Origin of the sequence: Oricola indica, from assembly GCF_965227485.1 — a bacterium.
GTDB classification, from domain to species: domain Bacteria; phylum Pseudomonadota; class Alphaproteobacteria; order Rhizobiales; family Rhizobiaceae; genus Oricola; species Oricola indica.
In genome coordinates, this window is the sequence record NZ_OZ245747.1 from 4,693,061 (window position 1) to 4,706,495 (window position 13,435).

Annotated in this window: 16 protein-coding genes and 1 pseudogene; 11 read left to right on the forward strand and 6 right to left on the reverse strand. The window is 62.3% G+C overall.

Going from position 1 to position 13,435, the window contains the following annotated elements; all coding sequences use genetic code 11:
* Window positions 1-8 precede the first annotated feature (8 nt).
* From rnpA to yihA, 5 genes and pseudogenes are all read left to right on the forward strand, one after another.
* Window positions 9-443 (forward strand): ribonuclease P protein component, encoded by a 435-nt coding sequence (rnpA, locus tag ACQK2M_RS23215; RefSeq protein ID WP_425419768.1) that lies wholly within the window; start codon window positions 9-11, stop codon window positions 441-443.
* Window positions 433-2,247, forward strand: a complete 1,815-nt coding sequence (yidC, locus tag ACQK2M_RS23220) for a membrane protein insertase YidC (protein ID WP_425419769.1) — start codon at window positions 433-435, stop codon at window positions 2,245-2,247. The genes rnpA and yidC overlap by 11 nt, the downstream gene beginning before the upstream one ends.
* Window positions 2,248-2,393: 146 nt before the next feature.
* A pseudogene (locus tag ACQK2M_RS23225) lies at window positions 2,394-2,969 on the forward strand (fasciclin domain-containing protein); the annotation flags it as partial.
* Between the two features lie 60 nt (window positions 2,970-3,029).
* Window positions 3,030-3,554, forward strand: coding sequence for a fasciclin domain-containing protein (locus ACQK2M_RS23230; protein ID WP_223476744.1), 525 nt, complete (start codon window positions 3,030-3,032; stop codon window positions 3,552-3,554).
* Window positions 3,555-3,714: 160 nt separating this feature from the next.
* Window positions 3,715-4,380: a ribosome biogenesis GTP-binding protein YihA/YsxC gene (gene yihA / locus ACQK2M_RS23235; protein WP_425419770.1), complete on the forward strand. Its 666-nt coding sequence runs from the start codon at window positions 3,715-3,717 to the stop codon at window positions 4,378-4,380.
* A gap of 3 nt (window positions 4,381-4,383) precedes the next feature.
* On the opposite strand, the gene msrB is transcribed toward yihA, so the two are convergent.
* The 4 genes from msrB to ACQK2M_RS23255 all read right to left on the reverse strand — a co-directional run bounded on the left by msrB (window position 4,384) and on the right by ACQK2M_RS23255 (window position 6,938).
* On the reverse strand, window positions 4,384-4,872 hold the full coding sequence (msrB, locus tag ACQK2M_RS23240) for a peptide-methionine (R)-S-oxide reductase MsrB (RefSeq protein WP_223476634.1): 489 nt from the start codon (window positions 4,870-4,872) through the stop codon (window positions 4,384-4,386).
* A gap of 132 nt (window positions 4,873-5,004) precedes the next feature.
* Complete coding sequence (locus ACQK2M_RS23245) at window positions 5,005-5,481, reverse strand: fasciclin domain-containing protein (RefSeq protein WP_238484232.1); 477 nt, start codon at window positions 5,479-5,481, stop codon at window positions 5,005-5,007.
* A 165-nt stretch (window positions 5,482-5,646) separates the two neighbouring features.
* Window positions 5,647-6,363: an anti-sigma factor gene (locus tag ACQK2M_RS23250; RefSeq protein ID WP_425419771.1), complete on the reverse strand. Its 717-nt coding sequence runs from the start codon at window positions 6,361-6,363 to the stop codon at window positions 5,647-5,649.
* Complete coding sequence (locus tag ACQK2M_RS23255) at window positions 6,360-6,938, reverse strand: sigma-70 family RNA polymerase sigma factor (protein WP_425420121.1); 579 nt, start codon at window positions 6,936-6,938, stop codon at window positions 6,360-6,362. The genes ACQK2M_RS23250 and ACQK2M_RS23255 overlap by 4 nt, the downstream gene beginning before the upstream one ends.
* Window positions 6,939-7,054: 116 nt before the next feature.
* Here ACQK2M_RS23255 and argB point away from each other — a divergent pair, with 116 nt between their 5' ends.
* From argB to ACQK2M_RS23270, 3 genes are all read left to right on the forward strand, one after another.
* Complete coding sequence (gene argB / locus ACQK2M_RS23260) at window positions 7,055-7,963, forward strand: acetylglutamate kinase (protein WP_223476637.1); 909 nt, start codon at window positions 7,055-7,057, stop codon at window positions 7,961-7,963.
* A 95-nt stretch (window positions 7,964-8,058) separates the two neighbouring features.
* Window positions 8,059-8,451, forward strand: coding sequence for a MerR family transcriptional regulator (locus ACQK2M_RS23265; RefSeq protein WP_223476638.1), 393 nt, complete (start codon window positions 8,059-8,061; stop codon window positions 8,449-8,451).
* A complete protein-coding gene (locus ACQK2M_RS23270; RefSeq protein WP_425419772.1) occupies window positions 8,448-8,849 on the forward strand; it encodes a carboxymuconolactone decarboxylase family protein in 402 nt (133 codons plus the stop codon). The genes ACQK2M_RS23265 and ACQK2M_RS23270 overlap by 4 nt, the downstream gene beginning before the upstream one ends.
* Before the next feature lies 1 nt (window position 8,850).
* On the opposite strand, the gene ACQK2M_RS23275 is transcribed toward ACQK2M_RS23270, so the two are convergent.
* The gene (locus ACQK2M_RS23275) at window positions 8,851-9,756 is read right to left on the reverse strand and encodes a DMT family transporter (protein WP_425419773.1); all 906 of its coding nucleotides are present in this window, start codon (window positions 9,754-9,756) and stop codon (window positions 8,851-8,853) included.
* Between the two features lie 346 nt (window positions 9,757-10,102).
* Here ACQK2M_RS23275 and ACQK2M_RS23280 point away from each other — a divergent pair, with 346 nt between their 5' ends.
* The 3 genes from ACQK2M_RS23280 (at window position 10,103) to ACQK2M_RS23290 (ending at window position 12,482) form a co-directional block, all read left to right on the forward strand.
* Window positions 10,103-10,810: a pyrimidine 5'-nucleotidase gene (locus ACQK2M_RS23280; protein WP_223476641.1), complete on the forward strand. Its 708-nt coding sequence runs from the start codon at window positions 10,103-10,105 to the stop codon at window positions 10,808-10,810.
* Window positions 10,807-11,691, forward strand: coding sequence for a DUF817 domain-containing protein (locus ACQK2M_RS23285; protein ID WP_425419774.1), 885 nt, complete (start codon window positions 10,807-10,809; stop codon window positions 11,689-11,691). The genes ACQK2M_RS23280 and ACQK2M_RS23285 overlap by 4 nt, the downstream gene beginning before the upstream one ends.
* A gap of 203 nt (window positions 11,692-11,894) precedes the next feature.
* Window positions 11,895-12,482 carry a hypothetical protein gene (locus tag ACQK2M_RS23290; protein ID WP_425419775.1) on the forward strand — a complete coding sequence of 196 codons (588 nt, stop codon included), beginning with the start codon at window positions 11,895-11,897 and terminating at the stop codon, window positions 12,480-12,482.
* A gap of 73 nt (window positions 12,483-12,555) precedes the next feature.
* Here ACQK2M_RS23290 and ACQK2M_RS23295 read toward each other — a convergent pair whose 3' ends face one another.
* The gene (locus ACQK2M_RS23295; protein ID WP_425419776.1) at window positions 12,556-13,398 is read right to left on the reverse strand and encodes an LOG family protein; all 843 of its coding nucleotides are present in this window, start codon (window positions 13,396-13,398) and stop codon (window positions 12,556-12,558) included.
* Window positions 13,399-13,435 lie beyond the last annotated feature (37 nt).

A 13,435-nucleotide genomic window follows, 5' to 3' on the forward strand; every position in this document is an offset into this window, starting at 1 on the left:
ACGCTTCGATGCGCGAACCGGCGAACAGAGCCGGCGCGACCGATCAGCGCGGTCAAAGACCGTATGGCGTTTTACGCAAACGCTCCGAATTTCTGGCAGTGCGCCGCGGAACCAGGGTCCGCGGCGCTTTTGTGCTTGTTGAAGCGGCAAAGCGGAGCGACAGCGATGCGCCGAGGCTCGGTCTCACCGTATCCCGGCGCAACGGAAACGCAGTGAAACGCAACCGCATCAAGCGCCGCCTGCGCGAAGCGGTTCGCCTCTTCGGCGCGGGTGACATGGCGGTCGGAAATGACTATGTGATCGTTTCAACGCCCAAGGCGCTTAACGCGCCGTTCCAGGACCTGTGCTCCGACGTCTCATCGGCACTCGCGCGGGCGAATGAAAAATTGCTGCGTCGGCAAGACGGCGCAAAAGAGGACCGGAAAGCCCACGATGGAAAATAACCGCAACCTGTTCATCACGATCATTCTTTCCGTCGTGATCCTCGCGGCTTGGCAGATTTTCTATATCGGACCGAAAATCGAGGCCGAAAAACAGGCGCAGCTCGAGTTGCAGGCGCAACAGCCAGAGACGGCCACGCAGGACACGCCAGCGGCAACGAGCGACGGATCGCTCCCGCAGGCAACGTCGACGCCCGGCGCCGAGGCACCGGCCGGTGGAACGGCGGCAGAGGCCGAGGTCGAAGCAGGACGCATTCCCGTCGAGACCCCGACGCTGACCGGTTCGATCAATCTTCGCGGCGCGCGCTTCGACGACCTGAAGCTCAAGGATTATCGCGAGACGATCGAAAAGGACTCCGACATCGTCACGCTGCTGCGCCCGTCGAGCGACGCTCAGGGCTATATCGGCGAATTCGGCTATATCGGTTTCGAGGGTGCGCCGCAGTCCGACACGATCTGGCAGGTTGCCGACGGCGCGACGCTGACGCCGACGACGCCGGTCGAACTGACCTATTCCGCGCCCAACGGCCTGACCTTCACGCGCACGATCTCCATCGACGACCGGTACATGTTCGAAATCGAGGATTCGGTGACGAACACTTCCGGCGGCGCCGTCTCGATGCAGGAGTATGGCCGCGTGACCCGATATTCGAAGCCCGAGAAACCGCCGATCTACGTTCTGCACGAAGGCCTGATCGGCGTGACCGGCGAAGACGGCCTGACCGAGTTGAAATACAACGCCATCGAGGATGACGGACAGGTTCAGCCCGGAAAATCGACCGATGGCTGGCTCGGCATCACCGACAAATACTGGGCGACGGCGCTGATCCCGGTCGGCGGCGAGACGTTCCAGCCGCGCTTTTCCTATTTCTCGGACAACCGCTCGCGCTTCCAGTCGGATTTCCTGACCGACGCAGTGGCGGTCAATGCCGGCGAGACCGTGACCTTCGACAACCTGTTCTTCGCAGGCGCCAAGGTGTCGAGCCAGCTCGACGCCTACAAGGACGAGTACGGCATCCGCCAGTTCGAACTGCTGATCGACTGGGGCTGGTTCCACTTCATCACACGGCCGATGTTCCACCTGCTGGACTTCCTGTTCAACCTCTTCGGCAATTTCGGCGTCGCGATCCTGATCACCACGGTTATCGTCAAGGCGATCTTCTTCCCGCTGGCCAACATGTCGTACAGGTCGATGGCGCGCATGAAGGTCGTTCAGCCGAAGATGCAGGAACTGAAGGAAAAGTTCGGCGACGACCGCGAGAAGATGCAGAAGGCGATGATGGAGCTCTACCGGGAAGAGAAGATCAACCCGGTTGCCGGCTGCTGGCCGATGCTGATCCAGATTCCGGTGTTCTTCGCGCTCTACAAGGTGCTTTACGTCACCATCGAGATGCGCCATGCGCCCTTCTTCGGATGGATCCAGGACCTGTCGGCGCCGGATCCGTCGCATGTCTTCAACCTGTTCGGCCTGCTGCCCTACGATCCGGCGGCGATTCCGGTCCTCGGCACCTTCCTGGCGATCGGCGTCTGGCCGCTGATCATGGGCCTGACCATGTTCCTGCAGATGCGCATGAACCCGGCCCCGCCCGATCCGACCCAGGCGATGATCTTCAACTGGATGCCGCTGGTCTTCATGTTCATGCTGGCGTCGTTCCCGGCCGGTCTCGTGATCTACTGGGCATGGAACAATACGCTGTCGATCATTCAGCAGGGCGTGATCATGAAGCGCAACGGCGCCAAGATCGAACTCTGGGACAATCTTCGAGGGATGCTCGGCCGCAAGAAGAAGGCCGACGCGGCCGAATAGCGTCACCTGCGCAACAAATACCGAAAGGCGGGCCTCGAGCCCGCCTTTTTTATTGCCGTTTTGCGCATGGCCGCGAGCCGGATGAAACTTCTTCGCGTTTGCACTCGTCCATGGGTCGGAAGCTGACAACAGAGGAGGTTCTTCCAATGACCAGTAAATTCGCAAAAGCACTGTTTCTTTCGACCGCGCTGGCCTTTACCGGCGCCACCGCGACCGTGCTCGCCCCGGTGACAGCGATCGCCCAGGAAAACCCGATGGTCGGCGGCGCGCCGATGTTTGCGACGAAAAACATCGTCGAGAACGCGGTCAATTCGGCCGATCACACGACGCTCGTCGCGGCGGTCAAGGCTGCCGGTCTCGTCGAGACGCTGTCCGGCGAAGGCCCGTTCACGGTTTTCGCACCGACCAACGCGGCGTTCGACAAGCTGCCTGACGGCACTGTCGAAACGCTGCTGAAACCGGAAAACAAGGATCAGCTCACTAAGATCCTGACCTGTCATGTCGTTGCCGCCAACGCCATGTCCGACGCCATTATGGGCATGATCGCCGATGACAATGGCGAACACCCGGTCAAGACCGTTGGCGGGTGTACCTTCACAGCCAAGATGAGCGGCGACAACATCGTCATCGTCGATGAGCAGGGCAACGAGGCGACGGTGACCATCGCCGACGTCAAGCAATCGAATGGCGTGATCCACGTGATCGACGCGGTGCTGCTGCCGGCGGCCGATGACGGCATGGAGGCCGACAGCGCCGCCATGGACGACAGCGGCGACGGCTACATGGCCGACGACACCATGGCCGAAAGCGCGATGGCGGACGAAGAGACCGTCACGGTCGGCGGCGCTCCGATGTATCCGTCGAAGACCATCGTCGAGAACGCGGTCAATTCGGCCGATCACACGACGCTCGTCGCCGCGGTCAAGGCTGCCGGCCTCGTCGAGACGTTGTCCGGCGAAGGACCGTTCACGGTCTTCGCACCGACCAACGCGGCCTTCGACAAGCTGCCTGACGGCACGGTCGAAACGCTGCTGAAGCCGGAAAACAAGGATCAGCTCACCAAGGTGCTGACCGCACACGTCGTTGCCGGCGATCTCTCGGCCGAGGAACTGATGCGCCGCGCCCGCAATCATGGCGGCCGCTACAACTTCAACGCGGTCAGCGGCGATGCACTCACCGCCGTCATCAAGGGCCGCAGCCTCTATATCTTCGATGAGGCCGGCGGCGCCGGGAAAGTCACGATCTCGAACGTGAACCAGTCGAACGGCGTGATCCACGTCGTCGATGACGTTCTCCTTCCGAGCTAAGCAGCGCTTTCGGACTACCCCCAGTCCAGGCGCCGTGGCGGCCGGTTCCCCTTCGGGGGAGCCGGCTTTTTCATGCGGGTCTTTACGTGCATGCGGGTCTTGTGGCCCGCGATCGCGTTTCGCGCTTTCATCACGCGGAGGAACCGTTTAATCCCGCTGCATGACCAGCGAACCTCCCGCGCAAGACACGACCGACAGCCTCACGAGCTTTCCCATGCAATGGGACTTCATTCGCGGCGTGCCCTCGATGAAATTCCTGCCGCCGGAAGGCCCGCCGGAGGTGGCCTTTGCGGGCCGGTCCAATGTCGGCAAGTCGTCGCTGATCAATGCAGTCGTGTCCAAGAAGGGCCTGGCGCGCACATCCAACACGCCGGGCCGCACCCAGGAACTGAACTTCTTCGTGCCGGCCGGGCATGCGGGATCGGCCGACGACCTGCCGCCGCTCGCCATCGTCGATATGCCGGGCTACGGATTCGCCAAGGCGCCCAAGGCCCAGGTCGACAACTGGACGAAGCTCGTCTTTTCCTATCTTCGGGGTCGGGTGACGCTGAAACGCGTCTATCTGCTGATCGACGCGCGGCATGGCGTCAAGAAGAACGACGAGGAGGTGATGGACCTGCTCGACAAGGCCGCCGTGTCCTACCAGGTGGTGCTGACCAAGATCGACAAGATCAAGGAAGCGGGCGTGCCACGCATGTATGCGGAAACCGCCGACCGCATCAAGAAGCGGCCGGCGGCGTTTCCGGAGGTCCTGGCGACCTCGTCTGAAAAGAATATCGGTCTGGAAGAACTGCGGGCGGCGATGCTCGCCGCCGCGCAGTCATGAGCCTCAGGCGGTTTCGCCCGGCTTGAAGGTCAGAGCCACGCCGTTGATGCAGTGGCGCTTGCCGGTCGGTTGCGGGCCGTCGTTGAAGACATGGCCTAGGTGGCCGCCGCAGCGGCGGCAATGTTCTTCCTTGCGCGGATAGATCAGCTTGAAATCCGTCTTGTTGGCGACAGCATCGGGTAGCGCCTCGTAGAAGCTCGGCCAGCCGGTGCCGCTGTCGAATTTCGCCTCCGAGGAATAGAGCGGAAGGTCGCAGGCGGCACAATGGAATATGCCGTCGCGCTTCTCGTCGTTGAGCGGGCTCGAAAAGGCCCTTTCCGTCGCTTCCTTGCGCATGACCGCGAACTGATCGTCCGTCAGGATCTTGCGCCATTCCTCTTCGCTTTTCATGATTTCGAACTCACCTTCAGAACCTGCCGCGAGGGCGTAAACCGATGCGCCGCCGAGAAAGGCCGTTGCGGCGCCAAGGCCAATGAATGTACGTCTTTTCATAGCGGATTCCTCCTTGGATTGTCAGTGATATATGCGCAGCAACGTGACGGCGCACATCACGGTTCTGAACAATTTCGTGAGGTCCCCGGCGCCAGCGGGGGACAAGTGTGGCGCCGGGAACCATCCCGGACATCAGGACGCCGGGAGAAGAACCGTGTCGATGACGTGGATGACGCCGTTGGACTGGTCGACGTCGGCAATGGTCACCGTCGCCTCGTTACCCTGGCCGTCCTCGATGACGATGTTGTCGCCATCCATCTTCGCGGTGAAGGTGCAGCCGCCAACGGTCTTGACCGGATGCGCGCCGCCATCGTCGGAAATCATGCCCATGATGGCGTCGGACATGGCGTCCGCGGCAACCACATGGCAGGTCAGGATCTTGGTAAGCTGATCCTTGTTTTCCGGCTTCAGCAAGGTTTCGACCGTGCCGTCAGGCAGTTTCTCGAACGCCGCGTTGGTCGGCGCGAAGACGGTGAACGGACCTTCGCCGGACAGAGTCTCGACGAGGCCGGCGGCCTTGACGGCCGCGACGAGCGTCGTGTGATCGGCCGAATTGACCGCGTTCTCGACGATGTTCTTGTTCTCGTACATCGCAGCGCCGCCAACCATCGGGTTGTCTGCGAGGCCCGGCGTCGCGAAGGCGACGGTCAGCGCTGTCGATACGGCAATGGTGCTCAAAATATTTTTCACTGCTTGTCTCCTTGTTTTACATCCCGCGTTTCATGCGCGGATATGGGAGGAGACGAGATGGCGGACCGAAGAGTTTCGGCCGCGTCAGATTTTTTTCAGTTGGCCGGCCGCGATCACCGGACCGGTCGGCCTGCCCTCGGGCGCGCCGCCCTCGGGTTCCAGCGTGACGGCCAGCGTCAGCGCGTCATCGGGCAGTTGCGCGATATCCTGCGGAAGATCGGTCCGGGTTGTGCCCTGCGGCGTGACCAGGCCGAGCGAGATCGGATCGCGGTCGGCGACGATAACCCATAATTCGTGCGAGCGGCCGGAAGGCGGCTCAACGCCGGTCCGCGTAATGCGAACGCTGCCATCGACATTCTTGACGGCAAGGAAGGTCGCATCCGAATCCGCCGCGGACAGCGATGCCACGAGTTCCTCGCCCGGCGGCGTGACCGGAATATCCGTGAGAACGACCGCCGCCAGGACCGCCGCCGCGGCGATCGCGGCAAAGGACAGGCCGCGCCAGAAGGCCAGGCTTTGCATCAGACCGGCGCGGACCGGCGACGTCTCCGCTTCGGCGGGGAACAGCCGGGCCTCGATCCCGCGCCAGGCGCGGGCGGGCGGCGCGGTCTCGCCGAATTCGTCATTCATGCCGGACAGGCGGGTTTCCCAGCCGATGACGAGCATGGCGAAATCGCGATCGGTGTCGATACGGCGCGCGACATCGGCGCGCTCCCCGGCGGGAAGCACACCCAGAACATATTCGGCCGCGACGAGGTCGTCGTCGCGTTCGCCGTCACCATGTTCCATCGAGTCCGTCATTCTTCCAGACACTCTTTCAACTTCATCAGACTGCGTCGCAGCCAGGTCCGCATCGTATTCAGCGGTATCGCGTGTCGCTCGGCAAGTTCCTGGTAGGAATACCCTTCCAGATACGCGCCGCGCACGGATTCCGCCTTCGGCCCGTCCAGACGCCCGAGGCAGTCGTCGAGGCGCTGCCGCTCGGACGCCGCAACCGCGGAGGCTTCCGGCGACGGGCCGCGATCGGCCAATTCACCATGGTCCTCGATATCGTCGTGGCCGCTGCGGCGCGCCCGCAATATGTCGATTGCGTGGTTGCGCGCGATCGCGATCAGCCAGCCGACAGGGCTCGAGCCGCCACCGGCGAACCGGTCGGCGCGATTCCAGACCTTGACGTAGATTTCCTGTAACGCGTCTTCGGCTTCGGCCCTGTTCTTGAGGATACGAAGCGCGACGGCAAAAAGTTTCGGCGACGTCATTTCATAAAGACGTGCGAATGCCGGACGGTCGCGAAGGGCCGTCCGCGAGATCAAACCGGCGATTTCGGGACTGTTGTCCGTCTGCCCTCTCCCTGTGTGCCTCGCCAGCCGACGCATCGACAGCGTACGGGCGGTTGCGGCGCTTGCGAACATCGCGCCGCAATTGCCCTAATCTGCACAAGGAGATAGACGAATGGAAGGGTAAATGAAGACATGATCGGGCAACATTTTCGATGAGTGACAGCACTTCCTCCACAGCACCCGCCAGCGAGGCGCATATTCTGGCCAAGGCGCTGCCCTACATGCAGCGCTACGAGAACAAGACAGTCGTGGTGAAGTATGGTGGCAACGCCATGGGCGACGCGTCGCTCGGCCAGGCCTTTGCGCAGGATATCGCTCTGCTGAAGCAATCTGGCGTCAATCCGGTCGTCATCCATGGCGGTGGGCCGCAAATCGGCGCGATGCTCAAGAAAATGGGCATTGAGTCGAAATTCGAGGGCGGACTGCGCGTCACCGACCGCGCCACGGTCGAGATCGTCGAAATGGTTCTGGCGGGGTCGATCAACAAGGAAATCGTCGCGATGATCAACGCGGCGGGCGAATGGGCGATCGGGCTCTGCGGCAAGGACGGCAACATGGTCTTCGCCGAGAAGGCCCGCAAGACGATGACCGACCCGGACAGCAATATCGAGCGCATCCTCGATCTCGGTTATGTCGGCGAACCGGTCGAGGTCGATCGCACCTTGCTCGACCTGCTGGCGAAATCGGAAATGATCCCCGTGATCGCGCCGGTCGCGCCGGGCCGCGACGGACACACCTACAACATCAATGCCGACACATTCGCAGGCGCCATCGCCGGCTCGCTGGCGGCTTCGCGCCTGCTGTTCCTGACCGACGTGCCGGGTGTTCTCGACAAGAACGGCGAACTGATCAAGGAATTGACGGTTTCTGAAGCCAGGGCGCTGATCAAGGACGGCACGATCTCCGGCGGCATGATTCCGAAGGTCGAGACCTGCATCGAGGCGCTCCAGCGCGGGGTGAAGGGCGTCGTGATCGTCAACGGCAAGGTTGCCCATGCCGTGCTGCTGGAACTGTTCACCGAACATGGCGCGGGCACGCTGATCGTCCACGACAAGGCATAAGAAAAATCACTCCAGGCGCTTGACCTGGAGTTCACTCCAGCCGGTAGACTTCGAACCGTGCCGTGGATTTGCGGCGCGCAACCGGAGTATGCCGCATGAAAATCAGCGACGTTTCGGCCCGGACCGGGCTCAGCATCGACACGCTGCGCTTCTACGAGAAGATCGGTCTCATCGACCCGCCCCACCGCAGCGGCGGACGGCGGGACTATGACGAAACCATTCTTGCCTGGATTTCCTTCCTTCAGGCACTGAAGGCGACCGGCATGCCTCTTTCGCAGATGCGCGACTATGCGCGGATGCGCCGGGAGGGCGTGGAAACATCCGCGCCGCGTCGCCGGATGCTGCAAGACCAGCGCGAAGTCGTGAAGGCGCGCATCGCCGAATTGCAGGATTGCCTCGGCCTCCTCGACCACAAGATCGAAAACTACGAGCGGATCGAAGCGGAGCATGCCGCCGAAGACCGCCGCAAAACGGGAACGCACCGATGACCAACACAATCGATACCACCGCCCTCGAACGCGGACGCGAAGTGATCTCGACGATCAATCCTTCGCTCGAGGAAGCCCTGGCCGACCGGTACGACCGCCATATCCCCGATTTCGCGGAGACGCTGATCGAACAGGCCTATGGCCGCTATTATGCGAGGGACGGCCTGGACCTGAAAACGCGGCAGATCGCAACCGTCGCCGCGCTGACCGCGCTTGGCGGCCAGACAGGCCCGCAGTTGCGGATCAATATCGAACATGCGCTGGCCGCCGGCGCCAGCGAACGCGAACTTCTGGAAGTGATCTACCAGATGGCGGTCTATGGCGGCATGCCGGCGGCGATCAACGGGCTCAACACGGCGATCGCTCTGTTCGAGGAACGCCGCGCAGCACCCGCCTGAGCTATCCGCCAACGACCAGCACGAGGATACCGGCGACGATCAGCACGCAGCCGACGATTTCGAGCCGGTTGATGTGTTCGCGGAAGACGAAAACGCTGGTGGCGAAGGCGAAGATCATCTCGATCTGCGCCACCGCCTTGACGATCGCGGCCTGCTGCAGGGTCATGGCCGCGAACCAGCCGAAAGACGCCGTCGCGCCAACGAAGCCGACCAGCGCCGATATCTTCCAGGCGGCGCGGATCCGGACCAGTCCGTCACGGTCGCGCCACGCCATCCACGCCAGCATGACCGCCGTCTGCAGGCCGATCGCCCAAATCAGCGTGGTGGCGGCCTGCATCGCGAAATTCGGCTGGCCGAGAGAAAGCGAGGCCGCGCGATAGGAGACGGCGGCGATGCCGAACAGCGTGCCCGAGAAAAGGCCGATCCCCGCCGTACGCGTGAAAACGGACGTCACCAGCGCGGCGGGCGAGAATGCGCTGCGGGCGACCGAGATCAGCATCACGCCGAAGACGGAGATCGCTATGGCGACCAGCGTCATCGGACCGACCGTCTCGCTCAGGAAGACAAGGCCGAACAGCGCGGCCTGCGCCGGCTCCGTGCGCGAATACGCCGTTCCGACCGTGAAATTGCGGAAGGAGAAAAGGTGGATGAGCGTGAAGGTCGCGGCGATCTGCGACAGCGCGCCGAGGCTCATCCAGCCGAGAAAGGCCACCGATGGCGGCGGCACCGGATCACCGGTGAAGGCGGTCAGCGCGAACAGATAAAGCGCTGCGAACGGCAGGCCGAAGCCGAAGCGCACGAATGTGGCGCCAGTCGTTCCCATGTGATCCTTAAGGTGCCTTTGCAACGATGAACGTATGTTCTGCAGAAAGGCGGCGGCGATCGTTATTGCGATCCAGAGTTCCATGCGATGTCCCCTTGGCTGGCGCGCTCGCGGCAGGGTTGCCGGCAGGCGCAAGCGAGGCGGTATGTTTGAAATCGGTGATGAAAGGCCATGTCTCGGCGGCCCCTCGCGCCGCTTCAGCCAAGACGGCTCAGCGTGGTTCCGGAAAACGCACCAAAGAACCGCACCGGCAGGCGCTTGCGGTCCTGCAGGATGAAGGGGGCTCCGGCCCCGATTGCGTTTCTCGACATCGACATGCCCCGATCTAGAGCATTTCTGGCGGCACTGCCAAGGCGAATTCACCGCGGAAGCACTCCGTCCTGCGACAAGACCCATGACTCGGCGTCCGTTTCGTGCTTAAGCGCGGGACATGACAGCAAACGCCTCGCCATCCGATTTCGCACATGTCCGCGAATGGGTCTTCGACCTCGACAACACGCTCTATCCGCACCACTCGAATCTCTTCGCGCAGATCGACGTGAAGATGACGGCCTATGTCTCCGAACTGCTGCAGTTGCCCAGCGACGAGGCGCGCAAGGTGCAGAAGGACTTCTACAAGCGCTACGGCACGACGCTGCAGGGCCTGATGGCGAATTACGAAGTCGATCCGGACGACTTCCTCGAGAAGGTCCATGACATCGACTACAGCTGGGTCGAGCCCGATCCGGCGCTTGGCGACGCGATCAAGGCCTTGCCGGGCCGCAAGTTCATCTTCACGAATGGCGACCGCCGCCATGCCGAGCGCACCGCACGGCAACTCGGTGTGCTCGATCATTTCGACGACATTTTCGACGTCGTCGCGGCCGACCTGGTGCCGAAGCCGGCGGCGGAGACCTACGACAAGTTCCGCGCGCTGCACCGTGTGGATTGCGAGCATGCCGCCATGTTCGAGGATCTGGCGCGCAATCTCGTGACACCGAAAATGCTTGGCATGAAGACGGTTCTCGTCGTGCCGCACAATTTTGAACCCGCCTTCTCCGAAATCTGGGAGCACGACGCGGAGCACGACCAGGTCGATTTCGTAACCGACAATCTGGCTGAATTCCTGCGCGCGCTGATCGACACCGCCACTGCATGAAGCGGTTCACATCCCTTGAAGCGCGCATCGACCATGCCGCGCACCGCGTGCTCGACCGTCTGCCGGCGTCCGGGCTGTCCGGTGCAGTCATCGAATTTCTCGTCTTCGGGCTGAAGCAGGCCTGGGCCTGCCTCTTCGGCGGGGCGATGCTGGCGCTGATCATGGGAACCCGGGTCGTCTGGCCCGACGATGCCTGGCTGGCCCGCTACGATTTCGTCTTCCTCTGCGCGCTGGCGCTGCAGATCGCCATGCTCGCCTTCCGGCTGGAAACCTTTGACGAGGCGAAGGCGATTCTGCTGTTCCATATCGTCGGAACCTGCATGGAGCTGTTCAAGACGGCAGCCGGATCCTGGGTTTATCCCGAGGAGGCGTTCTTCCGCATCGGCGGCGTGCCACTGTTTTCCGGCTTCATGTATGCCTCGGTCGGCTCGTACCTCGCCCGCGTCAGCCGCATCTTCGACTTCCGCTTCACCGGCTACCCGCCCTTCTGGACGAGTATCGCACTGGCTGTCGCGGTCTATCTCAATTTCTTCAGCCACCACTACGTGGCAGACGCCCGCATTCTGATCTTCGCCGCAACCGGAGTTCTTTTCGCACGGACCTGGGTGCATTACCGCGTTTTTCGCTTTCGCCACCGGATGCCGCTCCTGCTCGGATGGCTGCTCGTCGCGCTGTTTATCTGGTTCGCGGAGAACCTCGCCACATGGTCGCACGCCTGGCTGTATCCGTCGCAGCAGGGCGAATGGACGCCCGTCGGGTTGTCGAAGCTGGATTCCTGGTACCTGCTGATGATCGTTTCCTTCGTTCTGGTCACGATGGTGAACCGCCCGATGCCGCTGGATAGGTCCGCCTCGTCTCAAATCGACCTGGCGCGAAACTGATTCGAAACGTCCTTCGGGACTCGATCCACGGGAGGCCCCACGATGGTTGGGTGCAGGAATGACGGCGGTTGCCTGCCCCTAGCGTCGCAGACACCTGCCTAAGCGGAAACCTTACGGGATTGTAATGACATTACAGATGTTTAACTAACATATACCCCTTTTTACATGTATTGAGAGACATCACTCAATGAAGGGGAAAAACAATGTCTCTCACCCGCATGGCCGTTCTGGCCGCAATGACCGCCGCCATGATGTCGACCGCCGCTTATGCGGAGACGTTCAACGAGCACTTCATGACCAATTGGGATCTCGACGGCGACGGCGCGGTGACGCTCCAGGAAGTCAAGGAACGCCGCGACAGCGTGTTTACCGCGTTCGATGCCAATGAAGATGGCTTCATCGATGCAGAAGAACGCAAGGCGATGGACGAAATGCGCGACATGGAGCAGGCATCCATGGCCGAAGAGGGCATCGAACGTCCGCGCGGCATGGGACAGGGCAAAGGCCAGGGAATGGGACAGGGCCGCGGAAACGGCATGGGCCAAGGGCAAGGCATGGGACAGGGCCGCGGGAACGGCATGGGCCAAGGCCAGGGACAAGGCATGGGGAACGGTCGCGGTATGGGCGGCAATTTCCAGATGAACGCCGAAGCCGGAATGCATGACGGCCGCATGATCGACACGAATGGCGACGGCAAGTTCAGCCATGACGAATTCGTGGGCATGTCGGAACAGTGGATGGCCCGCCTCGACGTCAATGGCGACGGCCGGATTTCCGATCAGGACTTCTGATCGCCTCGACCGAATATGAAAACGCCGGCGCAGCCTCCCGCGCCGGCGTTTTCCGTTTGCATGGGGCCGGGTCTCAGATCCCGTAGAAACGCGTCACGACCTCCCAGGCCTCCTCGCCGGAATCGACGGGATCGATCAATTCCGCGTCGCCGGGCGAAATCGTCCCTTGCTCGGCAAGGAAGTCGAGATCGATGGCCTTCGACCAGAAGTCCCTGCCGAACAGCAGGATCGGCACGCGCTCCATGCGGCCGGTCTGGATCAGGGTCAGCGACTCGAACAGCTCGTCCATCGTGCCGAAGCCGCCCGGAAAGACCGCGATCACCCGCGCACGCATCAGGAAGTGCATCTTGCGGATCGCGAAATAGTGGAAATTGAAGCAGAGTTCCGGCGTCACATATTCGTTCGGCGCCTGCTCATGCGGCAGCACGATGTTGAGGCCGATCGACTGGGCGCCGACATCGACCGCGCCGCGGTTTCCCGCTTCCATAACGCCGGGTCCGCCACCGGTGACCACCACAAACTCGTCGCCACCCGTCGACATCGAATATTTCGAACAGCGGCGGGCGAATGCACGCGCCTCTTCGTAGTAGCGGGCGTTTTCCTCGAGATTGCGGCGCTGCGTCTCGTTCTTCGCCGCCCAGGCGATACCGCCGGGCTCGGGAATGCGCGCGCCGCCGAACAGCACCGCCGTCGATTTGATGCCCCGTTCCTGCAGAAGCAGTTCCGGCTTCAGCAATTCCAGTTGCAGTCGGACCGGACGAAGCTCCTCGCGGCACAGGAAATCGGCATCGTCATAGGCGAGCCGATAGGCCGGCGCACGCGTCTGCGGCGTCTGCGGCACGGCCCGCGCGCGGCTCATGTCCTGACCGGAGGGAATCAGCGGGTCCCATACGTCCCGAGTGCGTTTTGCGTTCATTGTCTCTCCCCGTTTTCCGCGTCCCGTCGTCGAGTGA

Coding starts and splice junctions, on each gene's coding strand:
- rnpA (WP_425419768.1), top strand. CDS start 9: ATGCGCGAACCGGCGAACAGAGCCGGCGCGACCGATCAGCGCGGTCAA.
- yidC (WP_425419769.1), top strand. CDS start 433: ATGGAAAATAACCGCAACCTGTTCATCACGATCATTCTTTCCGTCGTG.
- ACQK2M_RS23230 (WP_223476744.1), top strand. CDS start 3,030: ATGGCCGACGACACCATGGCCGAAAGCGCGATGGCGGACGAAGAGACC.
- yihA (WP_425419770.1), top strand. CDS start 3,715: ATGACCAGCGAACCTCCCGCGCAAGACACGACCGACAGCCTCACGAGC.
- msrB (WP_223476634.1), bottom strand. CDS start 4,872: ATGAAAAGACGTACATTCATTGGCCTTGGCGCCGCAACGGCCTTTCTC.
- ACQK2M_RS23245 (WP_238484232.1), bottom strand. CDS start 5,481: ATGGTTGGCGGCGCTGCGATGTACGAGAACAAGAACATCGTCGAGAAC.
- ACQK2M_RS23250 (WP_425419771.1), bottom strand. CDS start 6,363: ATGACGGACTCGATGGAACATGGTGACGGCGAACGCGACGACGACCTC.
- ACQK2M_RS23255 (WP_425420121.1), bottom strand. CDS start 6,938: ATGCGTCGGCTGGCGAGGCACACAGGGAGAGGGCAGACGGACAACAGT.
- argB (WP_223476637.1), top strand. CDS start 7,055: ATGAGTGACAGCACTTCCTCCACAGCACCCGCCAGCGAGGCGCATATT.
- ACQK2M_RS23265 (WP_223476638.1), top strand. CDS start 8,059: ATGAAAATCAGCGACGTTTCGGCCCGGACCGGGCTCAGCATCGACACG.
- ACQK2M_RS23270 (WP_425419772.1), top strand. CDS start 8,448: ATGACCAACACAATCGATACCACCGCCCTCGAACGCGGACGCGAAGTG.
- ACQK2M_RS23275 (WP_425419773.1), bottom strand. CDS start 9,756: ATGGAACTCTGGATCGCAATAACGATCGCCGCCGCCTTTCTGCAGAAC.
- ACQK2M_RS23280 (WP_223476641.1), top strand. CDS start 10,103: ATGACAGCAAACGCCTCGCCATCCGATTTCGCACATGTCCGCGAATGG.
- ACQK2M_RS23285 (WP_425419774.1), top strand. CDS start 10,807: ATGAAGCGGTTCACATCCCTTGAAGCGCGCATCGACCATGCCGCGCAC.
- ACQK2M_RS23290 (WP_425419775.1), top strand. CDS start 11,895: ATGTCTCTCACCCGCATGGCCGTTCTGGCCGCAATGACCGCCGCCATG.
- ACQK2M_RS23295 (WP_425419776.1), bottom strand. CDS start 13,398: ATGAACGCAAAACGCACTCGGGACGTATGGGACCCGCTGATTCCCTCC.